Genomic DNA, 20485 nt, shown 5'->3' with positions numbered 1-20485 from the left:
GGGGAAGAGCTGCAAGTGACCACAAGCCCAACCAATTCCTGGAAAGACATCCGAGAGAAACTTCTGGGGCGCATTCATGATCGCTTTTGGCAACCGGGCGAGCCGATTCCTTTTGAGGCTGATCTTGCACTGGAATTTGGCTGTGCGCGCTCCACAGTCAATCGTGCGCTTAGGGACCTTGCAGATAATGGACTGCTTATCCGAAAGCGGCGGGGCGGTACGCGAGTTGCCTTTAACCCGCCCCAGCGGGCCACTTTTACGATCTCAGTTCTTCGTAATGAAGTGGAGGCGCAGGGAGCAAGATATCGGCACACAGTGATTGAGAGGGATATGCGCTCGTTACCGTCGGTTCTCCAAGGCGCTTTTCCAGTGCCCTCCATACAGGAACTCCTGTACCTGAAGACACTTCACTTTTCTGATGACCGGCCTTTTGTCTACGAAGAACGCTACATCAACCTCGATGTTGTGCCCTCAGCCGAGAAGGAAGGCTTTGACCTGATGAGCGCCAACGAGTGGCTTGTACATAATGCTCCCTACACGCACGGTGACATCTCTTTTCTTGCTCAAAATGCCAATGAAACTCTAGCGGAGACTTTTGATTGTGACGTTGGTAAAGCTTTGTTTGTCATGGAGCGCATGACGTGGGCACAAAACCACCCAATTACCTGGGTGAAGCTTGTCTACGCACCTAATTTCCGGATGAGGACGACGATCTAGTTGTTTTAATCAAAGGCTTTTGGGTTAACTCCTCCATGAGGAAGTCGACTGTGGCTTTGATTTTGTTAAGCCGGTATTTGGGGCGGTGATACAGCAGGTAGATGCCGGCGTTTTCCAATCTTGTGAGTGACAAGCCTGCATCCTTCAAAAAGACAGCATCTAATAGACCGTCCCTTAGTTTCTGCTCCACGCCCCATTTGGGAACAAGGGCAAGACCGGAGCCTGCTACAGCTTCGGCAACAAGCTCTGCCCCGACATTGCAGATGAAGGAAGGGTTTGGCCGAACTTCCACCCAGCCATCACTTGTGTTTGCTTGCCAATAGATAATGCGCCCAGGGCCGCGATACAGCAATGTCTTGTGTTGTTCCAAGTCCGATAATGTCTGCGGCGTCCCGTGTTTTTGCAGGTATGCGCTCGATGCCACTAGAACATAAGTATCCTCCGTCAGCTTTCTGGCGACCACCCGTTCCGGTAGTGTTGCTGTCGCCCTGATTGCAATATCAACCTCATTACCTGATAGGTCGGAGAGTGTGTCGGTTAGTTCAATATCGACCACCAAATCAGGGAATCTACGCCTGAGTTTTCGGATAACCGGCATCAGGAGAACATTGCCATAGCTGGGCGAGGCGGTGATGCGAAGAAACCCGGAGGGGGAAGCGGCCCTGTCCATAATCAGGTCTCTGGCATAATTGAGTGACTTAACTGCGGATTGTACATGTTCGAGATAGAAGCATCCAAGTTCTGTTAAACGAACAATGCGCGTGGTGCGGTGCAATAAGGTTACGCCAAGATCTGCCTCAAGGTCTTGTATACGGCGTGAGATTGAGGACGCAGGAACGCCGATGGAATGGGCCGCGGCAGTGAAGCTGCCAAGCTCAGCCACCTTTATAAAGTAGTCTATAGCGCGTAACTGATCCATCTTTGTGTCGCCTGCTTCTTTCTGAGGAGAGTTCTTTCATCAAGGTTACGAAGATAATTGCTTTTGAACTCACTCTATTTTTGTCGAAAAGGCAATACAGTTCGCGATTTATTACGATTTATCTTCCTGCACTCCTCACCTTATATGAAGTTAAGCAATAATCACTTTTCCGAAGAGGCCCTTAGACTATGAAATTTCTTGAATTTGACAAACTGGGAAACCCTGCCGAAGTTTTAAAGCTGAAGGAGCAACCTTCACGGGCCCCAGAGGCAGGTGAGGTCCGGGTTAAAGTTATTGCCACACCAATTCATCCGGCCAATCTCCTCCAGATTGCCGGGCAATATGGTGAACCACCAGAGCTTCCTTGCATTCCAGGCGCTGAAGGGATCGCCGAAGTCGTAGAGGTCGGTGAGGGTGTTGAGCACTTAAAATCTGGCCAGAAGGTGCTGTTGGCTGCCACTGGTGGAACTTGGCGTGATGAGTTGACCGCTCCTGCAAGTGCATTTTTGCCTGCACCTTCTGGTGACGATGAGCAGTTGGCCATGATTGCAGTCAACCCGTTGACGGCGCACCTACTTCTCACTCTTTTCAAGGACTTGAAAGAAGGAGATTGGATCATCCAGAGTGCAGCCAATTCGGCTGTAGGTGAGATGGTTATTCAGCTCGCAGCTCAGCGCGGTATCAAAACTGTCAATGTGGTCCGCCGTACAAACCTTATCCCGCCCCTCAAGTCCTTAGGGGGAGATGTTGTTTTGGTCGACGGGCCTGATTTGGCAGAACGTGTTTCAAAAGAGACTAGCGGGGCAGACATTGCTCTCGCCTTTGATTGTGTTGCAGGTGAAACCTTCGAACGTCTTATTGGTACTCTGGGGCAAGGGGGAACTATTATTTCCTACGGTGCGCTTACAGGCCAAATGCCACAACTAAGCTTGTCCACTCTTATAGCAAAAGATATCACTGCACGCGGTTTCTGGCTTGCAAAGTGGTATCAGATAGTAAGTCAGGAAGAGCGGCAAGCTGCTTTTGGTGCACTAATTCCATTGATTGTTTCGGGCGCTGTAAAAACGCGGATAGACTCGCGCTTTCCTCTTGAAGAAATCAAGGAGGCTGTCACCCGGGCATCAGAGGGTGGACGTGATGGTAAAGTACTCCTGACGCCCAATGCCCGTTAAAACTGCATGGCTGAGGGCTTCTGTAGTCCTCAGCTTAAACCTATCTATTAAACCTATATAAAGACAACAGACATTATGGACAGCCTCTTACATATTCCGGTTTATGCTGCGGTACTCGGCGGATCGCTTCTCATCTTGCAAAAACTCTTGATGCTCAATGTGGGCATATCACGTACGAAACTGAAAAAAGAGATAGGGGTGGATGGTAACGTCACTCTGGAGCGCCGAGTTCGTCGGCATGGAAACTTGGCGGAAAATGCTGCAATCTTTATTGTAGTTCTTACGCTCTATGAACTTCTAGAGGGTCAGACTGCACTTGCTTTAGGAACAGTCATATTGTTTGCAATTGCGCGGCTTCTGCATGTGGCTGGCTTTGGAAACAATGCGGGCTCCCACTTTTTGGGTGTAGAAGGTGGTAAAAAACTATTTCCTCTGATGCGCGCCCTTGGTGCTGCACTTTCTGCTGCATCTGCACTGGTACTCGGCGGTGCTCTTATTTTTGCAGCTCTGACTTAACCTTCTTGCTTAAGAGCCTCGGATGAAGTCAGATCTTGTTGGAGGCTTTTGGCCAAGCCTTGATCTTGGCTCCGGACACATTAACCCGAATTAGGTTTCCAGAGGCTACATACTGATTTTTAGGCCGCTGTCATGGGTGACTTATTCCTCTTATCTGAATCCTCTATGGCTCAAATATCTCTTTGCTTTCCATGCTCTCGACGTGGGGTAAGAGAAGATGACAGACGCGTTCCCTCGGGTGTAAATTTTGTTCTCTGGATTTGGGCGGGAGTTTTCAAGCTGATCTTTGCCCAGCTTGCTTCAATGGACTCTTAGAATTATGAAAAAATGCAAACAGCTGCAATTGGGTAAAAGGTACTTTGGGAAAGCCAGCAATAATACCGATTAAACGCGCATTTAAACGACAATTGATTTGATCAGGGAACTAGCCTGAACAGGTATTGCTCGGTCGTTCTGTGACTGGAGGTACTGTGAAATCTATCCAGTGGTTAGGGGGCCTTCTGATGCGAAGGAGGGCCCTAACCACCGGTTTAGGCTTCGCTAAAGTGGAGCTTCGTTGGCGTTGTGACCGGCATGACCGCCTGAGATTTCCTCGGTTTGGTCAGCTCCCAGTTCCTTCGGTAGAACCGAGTTGAGAACAATGGCAAGGAATGCAGCAGGTAGCAGACCAGAGGTTGCAAGAACTCGCAGGGTTTCCGGCAGATATTGCAGGGCCTTCGGCTCCATTTGCAAGCCAAGACCAATTGACAGGCTAACTGCGAAGATGACCATATTACGGCGGTCCCAATCCACATCTGAAAGCATTGAGACGCCGGAGGCCACCACCATGCCAAACATTACAATCACACCGCCGCCAAGGACCTCGATGGGGATGGTGGCAATTACAGCACCCGCTTTGGGAATTAGCCCCGCAAGGATAAGGAATACTGCACCTATCGTTACAACGTGGCGGCTCATGACGCCTGTCATGGCGATAAGACCCACATTTTGACTGAACGATGTATTGGGCAATCCGCCAAAAAGACCTGCTACAGCAGAACCAATGCCATCAGCATAGGTGGCACCAGTGATTTCTTTGTCAGTGGCTTCGCGCCCTGCGCCACCTTTAGTGATGCCTGAAACGTCGCCAACAGTTTCAACTGCTGAAACAAAGGCCATCAAACAAAAACCGATAACTGCAGAGATACTGAATTCCAATCCAAAGTGAAGCGGATCTGGTGCGGCGAAGTAAGCGGCTGATTGAACAGCTTCAAAGCTCACCATACCCAGTCCCCAAGCAGCTACATATCCCGCAATCAAACCAACAAGTACTGCTGAGACAGCAACCATACCGCGGCCAAAAAATTTACAGGCCAATGTGACTAGAATTACCAAAGTGGCAATGCCCCAGTTTTGTAAGCTGCCATATTCTGGCTGGTTGACCGCCGGAACACCGCCAGCTGCATACTGGATCCCCACCTTCACAAGTGCCAGACCAATCATGGTAACTACCAAGCCTGTCACTAATGGTGGCAATGCAAAGCGGATTTTTCCGATAAAACGTCCAAGGACCGCATGAAACAAGCCACCAATCAAAATACCACCAAACAGAGTTGCCATGCCCTCCGTGCCTTTGCCTGCGACAAGAGGGATCATAATGGGGATGAAGGCAAAGCTGGTACCTTGAACGATTGGAAGGCGGGCGCCAATTGGTCCCAGACCTACAGTCTGGAAGAGTGTTGCAATCCCGGCAAAAACCATGGACATTTGCAACATGTAGATCATCTCTGGAAAGTCAGGGGAATTAGAACCAAAACCAAAGCCAGCGGCTCCCGCTACAATGATTGCAGGCGTTATATTGGAGACAAACATGGCCAACACATGTTGAACCCCCAACAATGTCGCCGTTGTCAGTGGTGGTGTAAAATTGGGATCTCGTAATTGTGCCGCTGTTCCCAGTGTCGATTGTTTGCTCATTGAGCCCCTCCCTATGTGAAACCTAGTAATTTTACATAGTTATCCGTGAAGGGAAATTGCTAATTAGTTGTAATTAAATTACCAGCGGTTCTGAAGTATAATAGTTTTCTGCCATAATGAAGATCCTACCCGCTAAGGCCTCACGAGGAACTTCGTGTCCAACTCAAGGCCTAGGACACCCTTGGTTAAGGTGCAGTCGGAAGTTGGCGGCAACTGGGATAAATCCACAGTGACTTCAAATGCTTTGACAACCGCTGTTCGCATAAGGGATTGAAACCGTCTACTTACAAACCGCTACCACTATGGAAATGCTATTGAGTTAAGCATTTAAATTTTGAATTTTTCCCGCGGCACCTCTTGCCTAATAAACAAAGGTTCCCCCACCTGAACACCGGAGAAAAACTCTGGTGCGAATGGTGAGAAGCGTTTGTTACTGTCGAATTGCAGGTTAACCTGTGCTCCGGATTTGGAGGTGAAGGATGTTTCCGCAAGCCCGGCCGTGGGGTTGATTGTTGCATAACCATCATGAAAGAGTCGGAACCAGGACCACGGGCCGCTGTACACCCTGTCATATTGTGGACGGGAGCGCTGATAGAAGCGGAAGGAAATGTCGCTGTTGTTGACACCGGAGACCGGCCAAGTCTGCTCACTCCATAAAATGGGGCCGTGGGTGAACTTATGCAACGTTACATTTGAGGATATTACAAGACGGCTCAGCGACCCTTCCATGAAGCTGGTTCGCATAGTGAAGGCAAGGAACGGCTTACCGTCCACGAACAGACTTTCTCGTATTTTACCAAACTGGGTGAAGGTATGAATTGCCTCTTGTGTGAGTTCTGCTGTGCCAGTGGGGATGAAAGACACCTGCGGGTTGAAAAGCCCATCAACATTTTTAAAGTGGCTCAGGTAACTTTTCTCAAAAATATCCAATACACCATCGGGCATGAACAAGGTGGTGAATGTAGAAAGAGGCATATCCTCATGGCTTAAGGGATCGAACGGGAAAGTTCCTGTCAGCTCCTGTCCGAAGGGGGTTATTACCTGCTGTTGCCACTGATTGTTAATATAGGCATAGACAAAACCCATTGCTGCCTTATCAAGTCCTTCTGAAAGTGTACTGCCAAAGCTGCGAATTAGCTCAAGGTCTGAACGGGTGGCAAAGGCGTGCATTTTGGCGAGTGGATTAGCTTGTTCTCCGGCTTGAAACTGATCAAATAAAGCGCGGCTTGCCCCGTCTGCTGTTAATGCGGTCTCCTGCAACCACACAGTGACATCACTGGCATATTGTAGGAATAAATCAAATTGGTTTTGTTTCTGGTCCTGCTGTTTCACTGCGTCCAAATACAGCCGGAAGGCCTCTCGAATATTCCGGGCTGTGCCCAGTTCAGCACTATAAATGGATGGGGAGGAGGGGGCTTCTTCGCTGCCCTTTGTCGGGGTGATGTCCGTATTGCTGCGCAGGGCGTTGCCCAGTCCAGTAATCGGATTTTCCGTTAGGTTGGTTAGTGCCGACATCAGTATTTGCGCGTCTGACCAATTGGTAGCGGAGCGCAGGGACAATGCATTGATAAATGTAGTCCATGTACTGATATAATCGGCTGTATACCTGTCGGAAACCCGCCTGTTTATTGCGGTAATCTTGGCTGCTTCCAATGGACCGATTAAATTTTCATAGCTGCTGATTAGGGTTGCAAGATCAGGAATTTCGCCATTTTCAAAAAGCAGCTCAAATCCTTCCTGAGTGAAAGCACGCGGGACCATGTAGGTTTGGGGTCTATCAATACTGTTAAATACCTGCGAGAATCTTGGTCCTATCGTTCGGCGCAAGTCTACCCGTTCAGCATACGGCCCTTGCCGAATGAGCGCTTCATAAAGCAAATCCGCTGTTGCCAGCCCTGATATTGTTTTGGCGACCACTTGCCGGAGCTCTTCGTTGCGGCGGCCGAGAGGTTGATTGAGTTGAAAAAGATCCCTTAGCTGCGCTGCAAACTGAAGCTGGAATTCGGCTGAAACTTCTCCCTGTTCTGCCAGAGCTCCTCTGAAGTAACGGGTTAAATGATGGGAATTGTCCCTTTGGTTCTCATGGAATTGAACTTCAAGGGATGCAAGGTTTACCAGCTCCACCCCGTCTTCTAGCGCATTAAAGGCGAACATGTCTTTTTCCAGGTAGTTGGCCAGTGCAAGTTGCAGGCCGCCTGTAAGCTCGTCATTATATAACTGCTGGAACACCTCCCGCTTGGAACCATTAGGCAGCATCCATCTGTAAAATGACATATCCAGTATGTCATAGGCAATGAGTCCCTTACGCAAGGGAGCAAGAAGCAATACACGATCTACAAGGGTATCTGAATTTTCTCCAAGCACTCCAACTTTACTGTAATAGTCCTCAAAAGTTGAGCTCGTTTGTTGATTTATGACCTTATATTGGCGTGTATTGTCCCAGATCAAGCCTGCCAACGCGATAACCAAGAAAGCCAAAAAAGCAGAGAGCATGCCTGCATTGAGATTTAGTTGTGCCCTGTAACGGTTATTTTGTCTAATACTGTTACTTTCCAAGTAATAGTAGTTCGCAAGGGATGCGGCGCTTTCGGCTGTGACGCTCTCTCTCAAATCCTCTTGCGGGGAAAACGCAGTTTGTGTTTGGAAGAAACGCTGACTGGAGACCTGAGAGAGTGGGTCGACCATTGGCATACTTTCGCAAGCCCCAACAAAGGCAATACTTTGTAAGTTAAGGCGGTCCCGCCTTGGAGGCAGGGCCTGCGTTAATAGGGCCAGCCGTTCGCGCACCTGCACCTGAATGAGAGCAAGTTGCATAGGTGCATTGACAATGGCAGTGCAGTCCTCGCTCACCAGCTGTTTTTGTAAATCACCTTGCTGTGTGGCGTTCAGTGAATGAACCATATCCTTGAAGAGAGCTTCAATTCCTGCATTTAAACTGGGCGCACTACGGTCAATAAAACCTCCAAGAACGCCTTTGTCACGCAGATAACCGGCTGCAAGCGCCGTCCGGTGAACATCTGGCAAGTGCTCAAGGCCAGCAATGGCAAAATGCAAAGGAATATCAAGCCCGAACGTTTTACATGCCACATTTAAAATACGGTTGATCGTAGATAGGTTCTCTGTTTCCAGAGGATTGGGAGACATTAACTGGGAAAGCTCATACTCGAAGTAGGCAGCGTTCACCGCAAGACTTGGCCGATGCCGTAAGAGCAATTTGAGCAGGACATTCAAAAATTCAAAGGATAGTGCCTCTCCCGGAACTAAAGCAATACGGTAGGCAACTGCGGTTGGCGAGGTCCACGTCGTAACGGAGAGCCCTTTGTGGCATATCTGTTCGCCAATGCGTACATAGCCCAATTCAGTCATCACCGTTGTGTGCTGGTTAGTCTCACAGGCAAGAAATAGATTCCAGGGAACAGACAAACTACGCCGGTTAATAGCGCGAGCCCGATCTCGAACGAGACAAAACTGCTTTCGTGCACTGCGGCGCAAGTGGCGCTGTTCGATTGCAATGGGGTCTTGAGGCCAAATCCTATGGCGATGGATCACGGCTAAGGTGATGCCTGCCAAAGACAGAACTAATAAAATGCCTCCCCAAATGAGTGCTCCCAAAAGTGAGAGAATATCTATTCCGAGCAAAATGAAGACAATGAGAAGTTGAAGCGAAATTACAGCGACAAATGCCCAGAAGCTTATACGAAACCAATTCATTTGCGGTCCCTCACTTCCGTCTGCCCCGTCACGCTGGAAAAGATGAAGTCCTGTGCTTTGTGCGCTTGGGAGGCTATGCGTAACTCGGTGAACTTGGCTTTCACCACATAGTGATCAAACTCATGATAGGTCCAACTACAAACCAGAATGAGCATAGCGCTACATCCGGCCCATATGTATTTGGTTTTAGCTGGGGTACCTGAAACTGGTATTGGAGTTTCATCCACTGGCCGCCCTAGTATTTTTGGGGGTTCTTCCATGGGAATGAGTTTTAATGCGGCTTCGAGCCGGTCAATCAAGCGGTCGCTTTCATATCCACCGTCCCGGCTGAACTTTCCCTTATAACCAAGCTTGAGGAAATGATAGATTATTTCAATAAGTTCACTCAGCGCTCTTGGTTGCATGAGTGCCCGGTCAGTGATGTTGTAAAACCGGTCCCCCCCATCTCTAAAACCAAACAGATCAGCAACCAATGTCCGGCTTTCCCAGCCACTTTCGGTTCCCCACGGGCTGCTCAGGATAAACTCGTCCAAAACGATAGCGAACAAGAGGCATAAGTTCTCGGCAACAGAGGGAGGGTAATCAAACTGGACCACTTTGTACTTCAGATCAATGATTGCGCGGGTCAACTCCAGACGGGCAATGTTGAGGTCATCCTCCGGCTGCATTCTCTTGATTGTTCCGCATAATGCGAGCAGGTCTGCAGAAACATTGATCAGACTGTTTTTAGAACCTGAATACCGCCGTAGCGCTTTATCCAGCTTTTGGATATTGCCGCTGGAAAACTGCGTTAGAGCTGCCATTCCAACAGAGCGTTCTGCGGCAGGTTCCACGCCTGTTGGCGTAAGAGTTAGAGTTGCGGCAATTTCCATAGTCATATCAAAGTCTAATCCAGCATGTACAAGGTTGCGTCTACTAAGGGGATGCGGTCATCAACGTGCAGGGCCAGTGCTTCGTGCTTTTTCAGAAACTTTTGCCAAAGCGTATTCTTTGTATTGATGGAGAAATAGGCCGCATTAGAGCGGCTGCGCAGTTCCGCTGGAGCGGTGGCCAGAGGGATCAGATCAATACCGGGTAGATCATGTGTTACTAACTCTGGCATTGAAGACAGGCCGGCCAGTTTGCACGACAGCGGCCCCACTTCATGCAGGTGAGACATGCCCTCTTCACTGGAAAGCGCAAGAACGAGCCTGAGGTTCTTTGCAAGCGTAGAGGCTGGAATGATGAGGCGCAGCAGTCGGCGGGTTTCAAATAGCTCGCTGTTCCAATTAAAAGTTAAAACACTCGCCGGTTTTTCAAGGGTTAGCTTTTGACGTAGCTGCGCAAAAAGTTCATTGAAGCAGCGGCTCATCTGAATTGGATCGTAAATCAGCCCTGCATTAACGGAACTGGCAGAAAGGGCTTCCAGTTCAGACAGCAAACAGCCAAGTGCGCCAAACAGGGCGCGCGGTGAGACGGTGTTTGTAGCGGCAATGTTTTGAAGGGTAAATAGCCAGCGGTTCAAGACTTGAAGCTCAAGGCGCTCATTGAGTAGTCCCAGTTCACTTCGCGCATCAACGCCAGTCGCCACCCGCCCGGCTGCGTTGTTCGCCCGTACTCTGGCAAGGGATATCATCTCCTCCAGCCGCTCGCACAGTAATGGAGAGGCAGCTATGCTGATAGCGCGTGGAATATAGGCCGGATCAAGCACAATCCGCCCATCAGGTGCTTTTTCCTGAATGTTGGCAATGGGAATTGTGGCGTAGCCGGAGCGGTCATCACTTCCCAGCTTTAAGGATACGCCTGCCTCGGCGACTTCTGTTTCTACCTGTTCATTATCGTCATCGCGAAGGTCCCTAAGGTCTTTTCTGCTTGATAGGAAGCGCGCATGACCTTGAGTTCCGCCAAATTCAGCGGCACCAAATATTGCAAGAGGAACAGCGAGGTAAACGGTCTCATTGACCACTCCCTCAGGTATGTCAAGCACGAGCTCTTTGGATAGCTCAAAGTAAAGCCGATCAGGAAAAACACCGGAGGCTGTGCGTACAGCTAACTTTCCAACGGGCAACAGTTCAAGATTCAACTCCAGTGTATTTACACCGAAATCTCCGCCACGTACGTCAAGCTGCGCAAGAGCATCGGCGTAGGAGCGCACCGCCTTGTCGGCGTGTTGAAAGTGCTGGGGGGCAATGAACATGCCCTCACTCCATGCTATTCGAGCAATCATTCGTCTTTCCCTCCAAATAGCCCTGCAAATAGTCCTTTCTTCTTCGGTTCCTCGCTGGGCACCTCTTTGGTGCTGTCTCTATTGTGAATGGAAAGACCGGAAGCATTTACATAAACGGTGATACCGTCATCCATCTGTTCGGCACTGATGGGAGCAGTGATGAGGTACTTGTGGGTTTCAAAATCTGAAAACTCACCAAAAACTCCAAGATAACGTGTCTCGGGAAGGAGCTCCAAAGAGACAAGACGCTTCTCGTTGGGGTAAATGGGAGAGAGTGTTTGCTTGTCCAGAACAGCCCCTGAAACCTTTTCGCCTTCGTTGTTATAGATCTCCCAAAAATCAGCGGAATTGAACTTGGAGGCGCTGGATAATTGGTAAAGGCGAAGAACAATTGGGTTTACCGAGTTATTGTACTGATTGATTTTGGGCCCTGCGATAATCACAAGATTCTTGTTTTCCACGATAGGTGCATCGGCTCCCGCACACGCTGCCAGCAAAATCATGAGTAATACTGCACTGAAACGTCTCATCTTTTCCTGATCTCCTCATAAAAGAGAGCAAGGAAAACCCGGTGGTATTCATGACTTGCTTTCTTCTTTGCAAACTGACGCTTGTGAATGCGCCAGTACTGTTTTTTCCGGCTAACGAAGGCGGGTATGTAATCGTCGTAATCAGCCTGCAGCTCTTCAGGGTCGATCTCACTCAAGAACCGGTCCAGAGCGCGCTCCAGTGCATCGGAAATGTTTTCTCTGTAAGCGCGCAACCCTAAATCACGGTTCTCAGGAGCGGGTACATAGGGCTGATCCAGATTGACGAGGTTGAATGTTTCAATGCGTGCAGGTTCTTCCGTATCAGGCTGTTGGTGCTCTTCACGCAGCGCTGGGCCTTCTGCAAAAGGGTCAAACATCAACTCCTGATCCAGAGACATTCCTTCCTGGGAGAACCCTTGGTCCTGTACGAGTGCAACAGGCTCTACCGCTGCGTTTGCAATGAGTGGAGCGGTGGATGCAAAATCGGTTTCCGCCTTAAACTGGATTACCTTGGAAGTGTCTACTTCCTCTTGTTGCAGCTGGTTTTCCTGCTCTATTTGCCCAATGATTCCTACTAGTAGTTTGTAGCCACCCAAGCTCAAAACATCGCCGTCGCTAAGCAACTTTACTTCCTTGGATGGGAGTTTTTCACTATTCAATTCAGCCCCATTGGTGGAGTTATCGATAACCGTATAGGAGCCATTTGCAGAATAACTAATGACAAGGTGGGTACGAGACAGGGTATTTGTTTCATCCTCCAAACATATGTCGCAGGCGAAATCGCGGCCGATTTTGAAACTCTTTTTCTGCATATAAAATTCCCGGCGATCCAAAGTCGCGTCCTCCGGGATCTGAACAACCTGTATACTCAAGGTCATTGGCTCTCCCCGATACACACAGGTAATGCGGCATTAAATTCTTCCAGAAATAAAGGATTGGCCGCCAGAAACTTCTTGGAAAAATGTACGCTTAAATCCTGTCTGCGATTTCTAATTTTGGTAAAGCGGTCGAGTGGGATGTTGCGCTCCTCCATGAAGTGCTCAAAGATCAGCTCGTACTCCAGTGCAACGTCTATATCTCCCACAAGCAGCATATTCAGCAAAGACTGCGCATCCTGTGGTTTCTTGACCACGTTGAAACCGCGCCGTTTGAGATTGAGCCATTTGCTGGTGGCGAACTTGGCCGAATAGCGGGCTTTAAGGGCATCCGCCGGATCATTGGGGTTGATGTTGGCATGGCGTGACATATACCAAGCCAAGTCCTCGGAAATGACTGGCTTGGACGGGATTGCATAGCGGGCTCGAGTGGAGTTGGCAGAGCCGACGAAGAAACCTTCATATTCCGCCGTCTCCGTTCCTAGCTGCGCCTGTGTCCAGTCTGACATATGGATCTCAAAGGGGCGGCGGGTGGCTTTGAGTGCGCATTTTACCCTCTCAATAGCTACCCCCTGCAACTGGCCGTTTACAACCATCTGGTAGGGGGGGAGCTGCTGGGTGGCAAGGCGTATCAGACCATGTGTCTGGGCACCGGCAAGCTGAGGCCCTGTAAATAGGACCACCATGAAAGTCAGGTTTCGCAGTAAGCTGACTACCATAGGCTACCCCATCTCCAATTCAACTTCTTTCCCGCTGTGCGAGACCGAGATGGAAGATAGCGGGCTTTCCTGTATCACCCGGGTGATACACTCTTCCGCCAGTTTAGGCAGGAAATTCCGGTTGATGATCGCCTCAATGGCTCGCCCGCCGGAAAGCGGGTCGTTGTTGGCACCCACGACAAAATCAACGAAACTCTTTTCCCAGTTAAACTCCGCCCCATACTGTGCCTTGATGCGTTTGCGAATGCGGTTGAGGTGGATTTCTGTGAGCTTCATACTCGCGCCCTCGCTCAGTGGCCGGTATGCAATCAACTCTGTTCTACCAATAAAGGCCGGACTGAAATGGCGCAGCAGCAGTGGGCGCAGGTGCTCGTTCAGCTCTTCCGGTGTGGGGTCTATCTCACGTGTATCGGTGAGTTCACGCAATTCTTCCCCCCCTGCGTTGGAAGTCATGATGATGATGGTGTTTCTAAAGTCGACCAAGTTTCCTTCACTGTCCGAGATGCACCCCTTGTCGAAGATTTGGAAGAAAATATCCTGAATTTCCCGGTGAGCCTTTTCCATTTCATCCAGTAGGAGCACCTGATAGGGGCGCTGGCGAATGGCCTCTGTCAAAATGCCGCCTTTGCCATAGCCCACATAACCTGCGGCGGCTCCCAGAAGCATGGAGGACTTATGGGATTCCTTAAACTCAGTCATGTTGATGGTGGTCAGGGCGTCCTCGCCGCCAAAGAACTGGTCGGCAATGGCCAGAGCAGTCTCAGTTTTTCCCACACCTGAAGGGCCGCACATCATGAAGACACCAATGGGCTTGCGGGTGTCTGTCAGGCCAGCGCGGGCTATCTTTAAAGATTTGGCGATTGCTTCAATGGCGCTGTCCTGTCCGATCACCCGTGTTTTCAAGGTGTCTTCCAGATGCAGTAGGCGTTCAGCCTCACTGGCGCCAATGTTTGATACAGGAACGCCTGTCCAGTCAGAGACAACATTGGCAACAGTTTCTTCTGTTACCCATGGGTGAACATAGGTCTCTTGTTCACTATTTGGGGTTGGCTCAATTTCTTGGGGTGTGGGCGTTGTTTCTTCGCTATTTTCACCGCTGTCCTCCAGCATGTCGCGGGCCGCTTTCAAGCGTGCCTCGACTTTCTCGCGTTGATTTTTCCAGCTGGAAATGCGGTCTAGAAGCTCTGTTTCGCGCTCGTGAATTGAGCTGCTAAGATCCGTACCATCAAAGGTTTCATTGCCAAAGATCCGTGCATCCTCAAGGCTTTTTTCAAGTTCGGATTGGGCAAAACGCAGATCTTCTTCCAGCATTTCAATCTGCTTGGGCCTTGCATGTTGTGATAGGGCGACCCTCGCACAAGCTGTATCAATCAGGCTGATGGCTTTGTCTGGCAGGCGGCGGGCAGGCATGTAGCGAATGGATAAATCAACTGCCGCCTTGATGCCTTCTTCGCGCACGAAAACGCCGTGGTGTTTGCTCAAACTTTCCGCTGCAGCGCGCAAGATATTAATGGCGGCGTCCCGCACCGGTTCATCAATGGTGATCGCCTGGAACCGGCGTGAAAGAGCAGGGTCCTTTTCAAAGTACTTTTTGTATTCGGCAAAGGTAGTTGCAGCAACGGTGCGAAACTCACCGCGGGCCAGTGCTGGCTTTAAAAGGTTTGCCGCATCATTCTGGCCTTCTGCACCTCCGGCTCCGATTATGGTGTGCGCTTCATCAATAAACACAATAATGGTTTTTTCGGAGGACTGGACCTCCTTGATAACGTTCTTCAGCCGCTCTTCAAACTCGCCCTTTACACTTGCCCCAGCTTGCAAAAGCCCCATGTCAAGGCTGACAAGTTCCGCGTTTTTTAGCTGATCGGGAACTTCTCCAGCTGCAATTTTCTCAGCCAAGCCCTCCACAACTGCTGTCTTACCAACGCCGGGTTGGCCTAACATAATCGGGTTATTCTGGCGTTTGCGCAGTAACACATCAATGGCCTTGGAGATTTCCTCGGTTCTGCCAAGTACAGGGTCCAGTTCCCCGTCACGGGCAAGCTGGGTCAGGTTGACAGTATACTGCTCCAGCGCACCGCCCGATTGTGAGGGGGCGGGAGGAGGAGTAGCGACACCCGAAGAGTGAGTAGCGGCACTGTTATTGGCGCCCCTGGACTGGGCGAAGGCGCGTAGGGCATCTGTGGATACGGGCTTCAAGGCCTTTAGGGGCTCAGAGCGCACGCCCAGTGCATTGGGTGTGTGGGCTGCCAACATAAATACTTCCGGCAGGATCTGAGGCTGTCCCAGCTCAACCGATGCCAAAATCCACGCCTGTTCCATCAGCTTGGCAACCGAGCCGGAAATAGTTGGCTGGCGTTCCCGCTCCCCTGATCCGTAGGGCATCTGCCCTTCCAGTTCGCTTTGAAGGGCAGTAAGGTCAACGCCTTGCGATTCAAGGAAAGTTTTTAGCTCCGTGTCCTGTCCGAAAACAATATGATAGAGCCAGTGGGAGGCATCAACAGAAACGGCTTTGCGTTTCATAGCTTCTCCCACACTGTTTTCCAGAGCGCTTTTCAGATCAGGAGAAAGACAGGTCACGAGTTTTGTCAGGCTGGTCATATTCGTTTTCCCTAGTGCATGCGCTGGATGAGCTGGATTGATGTTTGCTTTTCCGGTTGGCGAAGCGGGTCGAGTATGCTGTAGGCTCCAAGCCGGTCAGTTGGCTGGCTTGAAGAAAGACGGGGTCTTGATAAATGACGCCTTTTAATTTCGGCAAAAATAGTTACGGGTGATGCATCACGAAGATACTGGGCAACAAGCTTATTTAAGTGCTCCATCCCCTCCTGATCAGACGTGAGTTCAGTCAGGTCATTGCGGTCGTTACACTGGAGATGAATGCCTATATGAGCCACGGGTATCTGGCCAAACCGCCCAAGCATCGTACCATTGCCCAGCGACTGATTTTTACTTTTTGATTTAGCGCTCAAACGTGGCAAGCAGGCATTGTCGATTGGGTAGGGTTTACCGAAGGTTGCGTTAATGCGCACTGGACGTTCAGTCCACCAGCTCACAATGCGGCGCAGCATATCCAGTGAGCGGCTGCGTGAGAGAAGAGGCATAAGAATTTGAGCTATATGCGTTGACTTTTCCTCGTGTGATACGCTGACCAGCATGCGCGAAATAATGTTTGATACCTGTGTGCTGTTGTTGTCTTTTCCGGCAACGAGGATTTGAGTACGGGCGCTGCGAATGTGCAGCTCCAACAGACGCCGATCAAAGATCGCCAGAAAATCACGCAGGCTGCTATCGTCGTTGTGCAGGCCCTGTATTAGGGCTTCAAGCAGGTAATCGGGCAACGCCCCATCAAAGGATGACATAACTGGAGCCAAGAGACGAAGCTGCTCACCGCTTTGGGATTTGGGTAGAATGCTCCCGCGGTGCCGTTCTTCGCCAATGGCTTGCTCTCCTGATGGAAAGGGATCGAAATGGCCTTGGTTTAGGGCATTTTCAAACTCTTTTAATCCCATGCGTGCGGCTTGCAGTAGAGGGATATCTATGAGGGACTGGCCAGCTTTTTCCTCTATCCGCATAAGGTACCTCCATGCGTCTTTGGAAAGACATGCAAGGGTTGGTTTTGCCCCCGTTCGCGGACGGTTAGTTGAAAAAAGCGATCGTAACTGACGAAGGTTCTGAAGAAGCGGTTGAGAACAACAGCAAACACGTGGGGAGCATAGGGCAGGGGCGCGAGATCAAGTACCACCTCAATATTGCTTCCTGCTGCAAGCAATACAGACTTGCCAATACTTATAGGTGCTATAGAGCGTGTAACTGTGACTTCCCACAGGGCATTGGCGGCCTCGGAATATCCAGCGGGGCTGCATATGTGCAGGGCGTCCTTTAGGGCCTGCCTGGGATCGGGGGCATCAAAAATACTAGAGAAATTGGCGTTAATGAGCGCCAGAAGTTGCCAAAGCTGCTGTGGGTCATACTCGGGTAAAACGGGGCTGCTTGGTTCGGCCAGAACCGTGAACGGTATTTCCGAAAGGGTGTCTGAGCTGAAGCTGACTTTGGATCCCGGACGCGGCCTAGATGCCTGTAAGCCATTGGAACATAAAAGCGAGCCGATGATATCTATAGGCTCCGGTACCGCATTGTTGCCCCTGTTGTTATTGGTGGGCATTGAAAAACTAACAGCCCTGCGGGTTCGGTCAAACTCTGCCGAAGTATGGCGTTCCTGCCACAAAACAAGGTCAGGTTTGCGTTTTCGGTCCGCAGTTGTGATCGAGGGCAGGGGAATGGGGCCTTCAGGTGTTAGCTTGTCAATGCCATCGAGTTGAAGAGAGACCACATCCATTTCATCGGCGCTGGAGGGGAAAAGTGGAATCTGTTCCCGTGCGAAATCATAGCGCAGTGGGCGGGATTTATCGGGGTAACAGTTGACCAAGGGAATAACATTGAGCGCGAAGTCAGATGTTTGAACTTCGCCCAGATGTTTGGCCATGTTGGCACCAATAAAAAAGCGAAGGCTGATTTCATTGGCGGGATGCTTTGCAAGTATTGGGCCCAGACCGGACACTTCGAAATAGGAGGCTTGATCTGGATAGGAGAGAAAATCTCTTAGACTTGCTATGCCCGGAGGCGTTGTTGCGGTTGTCGGCAAAAACGTGCTGTAACTCTCCACCAAAGTGAGCTTTAGTGCCTTACAATCAAGCCAATGCGTCTGATGTCCTTTATCCAGTCCAACACCAAATGCCTTCACTTCACCGGCAAGAGCGTCCACGAGACGGCGTTTGCGCCCGGCAGGAGCGCAAACATAAAACGACAAAGTGTCCATTCCCATTTCGCCAAGGAGTGTTTCAGGATCCTCACAGGAAAGGTTAAGTGTGAGCGCCGTGTCTATATTGGTAAAATCCTGCGGCCCTTGAAATGGAAACGGAGCCGTCTCAAGCTTTGCATCAGTAACAACCAGAGGTGCAATATCCATTGAGCAGGCAGCAACGAATTTACAAAGGGGCTTCTCATCCCCAGAAAGGAAAATGAGTTCCGTACCTTTCTTTACCTGTGTTTTCTCCCCCAGTGCACCCGTACCTTTTGTAAGCTGAACAGGGCAGTAACTAGGAGTACCCAGAAGAAATACTGGACAAATCACTCGGGTGATGTCCAGAGCGATTTCTGGTATAGTCTCATCCAGCCTTTTGGAGAGGCGTGCAGCGAGCAAGGCCATGGAATCGGACAGTCGCTGTATGTCGGGATCATCGCTTTTGCCTGCACTGATACCTAAGGTGTGGGCCGCTTGCGGATGAGCTTTTTCAAACGCTTCAAATGAGCGCTGCATATAGTCCAGTTCTGTCTCATAATATTGAAGGATATCCCTCATCTAGTCTCCCCCGTTTGCGCTTGATCCAGACGGGATATTCTCGTTTCAATCTCTATGAGTTCCTTCCTGTTGTTGTTCAGGGTCAAACCGGAGATATAGAAATTCACCAAATTGTTTTGCTCGTCTTCACTCAAGGCGATTTCAGCAAATCCAGATAGCCTTTGCTCAAACCGGCTGAGCCTTTCTCTGATTTCCGCGTTAATTTGCTTATTGCCGCCCACCTCATGTAATGCCCACTTCATCGGCAGGCCGAAACACAAGTTGGAAGCAGCTACATTCTTCAATGAAGAGGGGGCGCTGACTTCGGGAGATATACTTTGCAAAAACATATCGATGTTAGCTGCCACATGGCTTTCCACGCCCTCCTCAATTTTTCTACCCAAAAAAGCAGCTGCAAACTTCATGCGGCAACCCCCTCCGTTGTTCTGAAGTCGGTGGACAGGCAGATTTCACCCAGAATATGGTCGATCTGATATTGGGGTTGCAGTAGGATTTCACAGGCGAGACGCGCCGTATTTGAGGGGGACTGTGAAATTTTTATTCGTGCCCCACGCAGAGGATATCTGGCTTGCAGTTCTTTTGCACCCATGGAAGACGTAGAGACGTATTTATCCAGCCAGTCGTTTAAAATAGTTTCGCATTCGTTTGCGGTGAGAACCTGACCGATTAAGGACCTAAGCTGAATTTTTATGTAATGGACCAGCCTGCAGGCAATCATGACGGACTGGAGCTGCGTCAGGACTTCAGCCTCGGCATTACCGCCGCACTGGGTAATCGACCTGTTGCCAACAAAGTATAGCGCATTGGATTTGGTACTCTCGGCAATAGGAATAAACCCTTCCTCAGCATAAAAGTGGCTAGTGGCGCGTGTTAACCTTATACGTGCCCGTAAAGTTGGGCAGGCCCCTTTGGGGGCTGGGGCATCATGGCGTGCAAGTGTGGCTCCTGTTCCCTGCTCGCCGCTGACAAGCTTCAAGAACCCGAACCATGCTCGGGACTTGAATTCCGCTATGGCCGTTTTGGCGAAGAAGGTTGCGGCCGTGCCCCACAGGCCGTTGCTTTGGGAAGGCCACTGGTGGAAGCGGAACCCCATATCCAGATCCTCATAGCGGCCTCGTAATTGGCACTTGGGAAGGGCAAGTCCCAAAAAGCGGGCGTTGGGTATTTGGCGCAGCCGCTGCCACGCCGCGTAGTCCTTGCTGCTGAGAATATTTTTTAACCGTCGCGTATCCGTATACCAAGCCGCGTCTACTTCTCCGAAGAAATCATCGTTCACACCCATTACGAGGGGGCACACGCAGACTGCCCCAAGATCACAAAGCAGTTGTGCTGTATAAAGTTCATCGAACTGTGTATCTACATCAATACTCAAAGAGTGGTCCAGAACCAGAAGTCCGTAGGGCTCACCGCCCAAAGTTTCAAACTCCCGCTGGCCGATGATGTTTGCCAGTGCGCTGCGGCGAAAGTCACTGGCGTAGTTAAGGTCCTCCGATAATTCTGCCCAAGAGATATCTAGAAGTTTGATTTTTACGGACTGGTCCTTGCCTTTACTCCAGACAACTTCCTGCAGCCCACGCCAACGGGCTTCCAAAGCGCAAAATTCGGGAGCCTCGATAATCGCATTGAGCTGCGCACTAAGAATCTGCTCCATTTCCACGCACAGTTTGTAAAGGCGTGAGATAAGAGCGCTGGGATTTTCACCCCAGCGTTTTAGGGCTGCCGCAAGCACATCCTCACGCTTATAGGAACCGGATACTTCATGTATCCGGTTATCCAGCGGCAAGGTTGTGTCAGTAGCTACCGTCATC

At 50.2% G+C, this 20485-nt stretch carries 16 protein-coding genes; 3 read left to right on the top strand and 13 right to left on the bottom strand.

The genetic code is table 11. The annotated features are described in order from the left end of the window. The first annotated feature begins 15 nt into the window (after positions 1–15). Positions 16–717, top strand: a complete 702-nt coding sequence (locus tag P6574_RS12775; RefSeq protein WP_310620663.1) for a GntR family transcriptional regulator — start codon at positions 16–18, stop codon at positions 715–717. Here the strand turns inward: P6574_RS12775 and P6574_RS12770 are convergent. Next, positions 689–1636, bottom strand: coding sequence for a LysR family transcriptional regulator (locus P6574_RS12770; RefSeq protein ID WP_310620662.1), 948 nt, complete (start codon positions 1634–1636; stop codon positions 689–691). The two genes, P6574_RS12775 and P6574_RS12770, sit on opposite strands and share 29 nt — an antisense overlap. A gap of 188 nt (positions 1637–1824) precedes the next feature. Here P6574_RS12770 and P6574_RS12765 point away from each other — a divergent pair, with 188 nt between their 5' ends. Together P6574_RS12765 and P6574_RS12760 are read left to right on the top strand one after the other, a co-directional pair. Beyond that, positions 1825–2808 (top strand): zinc-dependent alcohol dehydrogenase family protein, encoded by a 984-nt coding sequence (locus P6574_RS12765; RefSeq protein WP_310620661.1) that lies wholly within the window; start codon positions 1825–1827, stop codon positions 2806–2808. A gap of 75 nt (positions 2809–2883) precedes the next feature. Beyond that, a complete protein-coding gene (locus tag P6574_RS12760; RefSeq protein WP_310620660.1) occupies positions 2884–3324 on the top strand; it encodes an MAPEG family protein in 441 nt (146 codons plus the stop codon). Positions 3325–3864: 540 nt separating this feature from the next. On the opposite strand, the gene P6574_RS12755 is transcribed toward P6574_RS12760, so the two are convergent. The 12 genes from P6574_RS12755 to P6574_RS12700 all read right to left on the bottom strand — a co-directional run bounded on the left by P6574_RS12755 (position 3865) and on the right by P6574_RS12700 (position 20484). Continuing rightward, on the bottom strand, positions 3865–5280 hold the full coding sequence (locus P6574_RS12755; RefSeq protein WP_310620659.1) for a uracil-xanthine permease family protein: 1416 nt from the start codon (positions 5278–5280) through the stop codon (positions 3865–3867). Between the two features lie 327 nt (positions 5281–5607). Beyond that, positions 5608–8991 (bottom strand): ImcF-related family protein, encoded by a 3384-nt coding sequence (locus P6574_RS12750; RefSeq protein WP_310620658.1) that lies wholly within the window; start codon positions 8989–8991, stop codon positions 5608–5610. Beyond that, positions 8988–9869, bottom strand: coding sequence for a type IVB secretion system protein IcmH/DotU (gene icmH, locus P6574_RS12745; protein WP_310620657.1), 882 nt, complete (start codon positions 9867–9869; stop codon positions 8988–8990). Before icmH ends, P6574_RS12750 begins: the two co-directional genes overlap by 4 nt. Positions 9870–9877: 8 nt before the next feature. Continuing rightward, positions 9878–11197 (bottom strand): type VI secretion system baseplate subunit TssK, encoded by a 1320-nt coding sequence (gene tssK / locus P6574_RS12740; protein ID WP_310620656.1) that lies wholly within the window; start codon positions 11195–11197, stop codon positions 9878–9880. Beyond that, positions 11194–11727, bottom strand: coding sequence for a type VI secretion system lipoprotein TssJ (gene tssJ / locus P6574_RS12735; protein WP_310620655.1), 534 nt, complete (start codon positions 11725–11727; stop codon positions 11194–11196). The genes tssK and tssJ overlap by 4 nt, the downstream gene beginning before the upstream one ends. Then, positions 11724–12605: an FHA domain-containing protein gene (locus P6574_RS12730; protein WP_310620654.1), complete on the bottom strand. Its 882-nt coding sequence runs from the start codon at positions 12603–12605 to the stop codon at positions 11724–11726. The genes tssJ and P6574_RS12730 overlap by 4 nt, the downstream gene beginning before the upstream one ends. Beyond that, a complete protein-coding gene (locus tag P6574_RS12725; protein ID WP_310620653.1) occupies positions 12602–13321 on the bottom strand; it encodes a hypothetical protein in 720 nt (239 codons plus the stop codon). The genes P6574_RS12730 and P6574_RS12725 overlap by 4 nt, the downstream gene beginning before the upstream one ends. A gap of 3 nt (positions 13322–13324) precedes the next feature. Continuing rightward, on the bottom strand, positions 13325–15919 hold the full coding sequence (gene tssH, locus P6574_RS12720) for a type VI secretion system ATPase TssH (protein ID WP_310620652.1): 2595 nt from the start codon (positions 15917–15919) through the stop codon (positions 13325–13327). 11 nt (positions 15920–15930) lie between these two features. Next, complete coding sequence (locus tag P6574_RS12715; RefSeq protein ID WP_310620651.1) at positions 15931–16890, bottom strand: type VI secretion system baseplate subunit TssG; 960 nt, start codon at positions 16888–16890, stop codon at positions 15931–15933. Next, positions 16881–18677, bottom strand: a complete 1797-nt coding sequence (gene tssF, locus P6574_RS12710) for a type VI secretion system baseplate subunit TssF (protein ID WP_310620650.1) — start codon at positions 18675–18677, stop codon at positions 16881–16883. The genes P6574_RS12715 and tssF overlap by 10 nt, the downstream gene beginning before the upstream one ends. Continuing rightward, positions 18674–19081 carry a hypothetical protein gene (locus tag P6574_RS12705; protein ID WP_310620649.1) on the bottom strand — a complete coding sequence of 136 codons (408 nt, stop codon included), beginning with the start codon at positions 19079–19081 and terminating at the stop codon, positions 18674–18676. Before P6574_RS12705 ends, tssF begins: the two co-directional genes overlap by 4 nt. After that, positions 19078–20484, bottom strand: coding sequence for a type VI secretion system contractile sheath domain-containing protein (locus tag P6574_RS12700; protein ID WP_310620648.1), 1407 nt, complete (start codon positions 20482–20484; stop codon positions 19078–19080). Before P6574_RS12700 ends, P6574_RS12705 begins: the two co-directional genes overlap by 4 nt. Between the last annotated feature and the right edge of the window lies 1 nt (position 20485).

The sequence above is a fragment of the Pseudovibrio sp. M1P-2-3 genome, from assembly GCF_031501865.1.
GTDB classification, from domain to species: domain Bacteria; phylum Pseudomonadota; class Alphaproteobacteria; order Rhizobiales; family Stappiaceae; genus Pseudovibrio; species Pseudovibrio corallicola.
Note: the sequence above shows the minus strand (reverse complement) of the source record. Positions and strands in the feature narration are given on the sequence as shown.

What these genes read in the sequence shown, in the direction of transcription:
- tssJ (WP_310620655.1), bottom strand. Translation starts at nt 11,727, where the DNA reads ATGAGACGTTTCAGTGCAGTATTACTCATGATTTTGCTGGCAGCGTGT.
- icmH (WP_310620657.1), bottom strand. Translation starts at nt 9,869, where the DNA reads ATGACTATGGAAATTGCCGCAACTCTAACTCTTACGCCAACAGGCGTG.
- P6574_RS12765 (WP_310620661.1), top strand. Translation starts at nt 1,825, where the DNA reads ATGAAATTTCTTGAATTTGACAAACTGGGAAACCCTGCCGAAGTTTTA.
- P6574_RS12770 (WP_310620662.1), bottom strand. Translation starts at nt 1,636, where the DNA reads ATGGATCAGTTACGCGCTATAGACTACTTTATAAAGGTGGCTGAGCTT.
- P6574_RS12715 (WP_310620651.1), bottom strand. Translation starts at nt 16,890, where the DNA reads ATGCGGATAGAGGAAAAAGCTGGCCAGTCCCTCATAGATATCCCTCTA.
- P6574_RS12730 (WP_310620654.1), bottom strand. Translation starts at nt 12,605, where the DNA reads ATGACCTTGAGTATACAGGTTGTTCAGATCCCGGAGGACGCGACTTTG.
- P6574_RS12700 (WP_310620648.1), bottom strand. Translation starts at nt 20,484, where the DNA reads ATGACGGTAGCTACTGACACAACCTTGCCGCTGGATAACCGGATACAT.
- P6574_RS12750 (WP_310620658.1), bottom strand. Translation starts at nt 8,991, where the DNA reads ATGAATTGGTTTCGTATAAGCTTCTGGGCATTTGTCGCTGTAATTTCG.
- tssK (WP_310620656.1), bottom strand. Translation starts at nt 11,197, where the DNA reads ATGATTGCTCGAATAGCATGGAGTGAGGGCATGTTCATTGCCCCCCAG.
- tssH (WP_310620652.1), bottom strand. Translation starts at nt 15,919, where the DNA reads ATGACCAGCCTGACAAAACTCGTGACCTGTCTTTCTCCTGATCTGAAA.
- P6574_RS12760 (WP_310620660.1), top strand. Translation starts at nt 2,884, where the DNA reads ATGGACAGCCTCTTACATATTCCGGTTTATGCTGCGGTACTCGGCGGA.
- P6574_RS12705 (WP_310620649.1), bottom strand. Translation starts at nt 19,081, where the DNA reads ATGAAGTTTGCAGCTGCTTTTTTGGGTAGAAAAATTGAGGAGGGCGTG.
- P6574_RS12725 (WP_310620653.1), bottom strand. Translation starts at nt 13,321, where the DNA reads ATGGTAGTCAGCTTACTGCGAAACCTGACTTTCATGGTGGTCCTATTT.
- tssF (WP_310620650.1), bottom strand. Translation starts at nt 18,677, where the DNA reads ATGAGGGATATCCTTCAATATTATGAGACAGAACTGGACTATATGCAG.
- P6574_RS12755 (WP_310620659.1), bottom strand. Translation starts at nt 5,280, where the DNA reads ATGAGCAAACAATCGACACTGGGAACAGCGGCACAATTACGAGATCCC.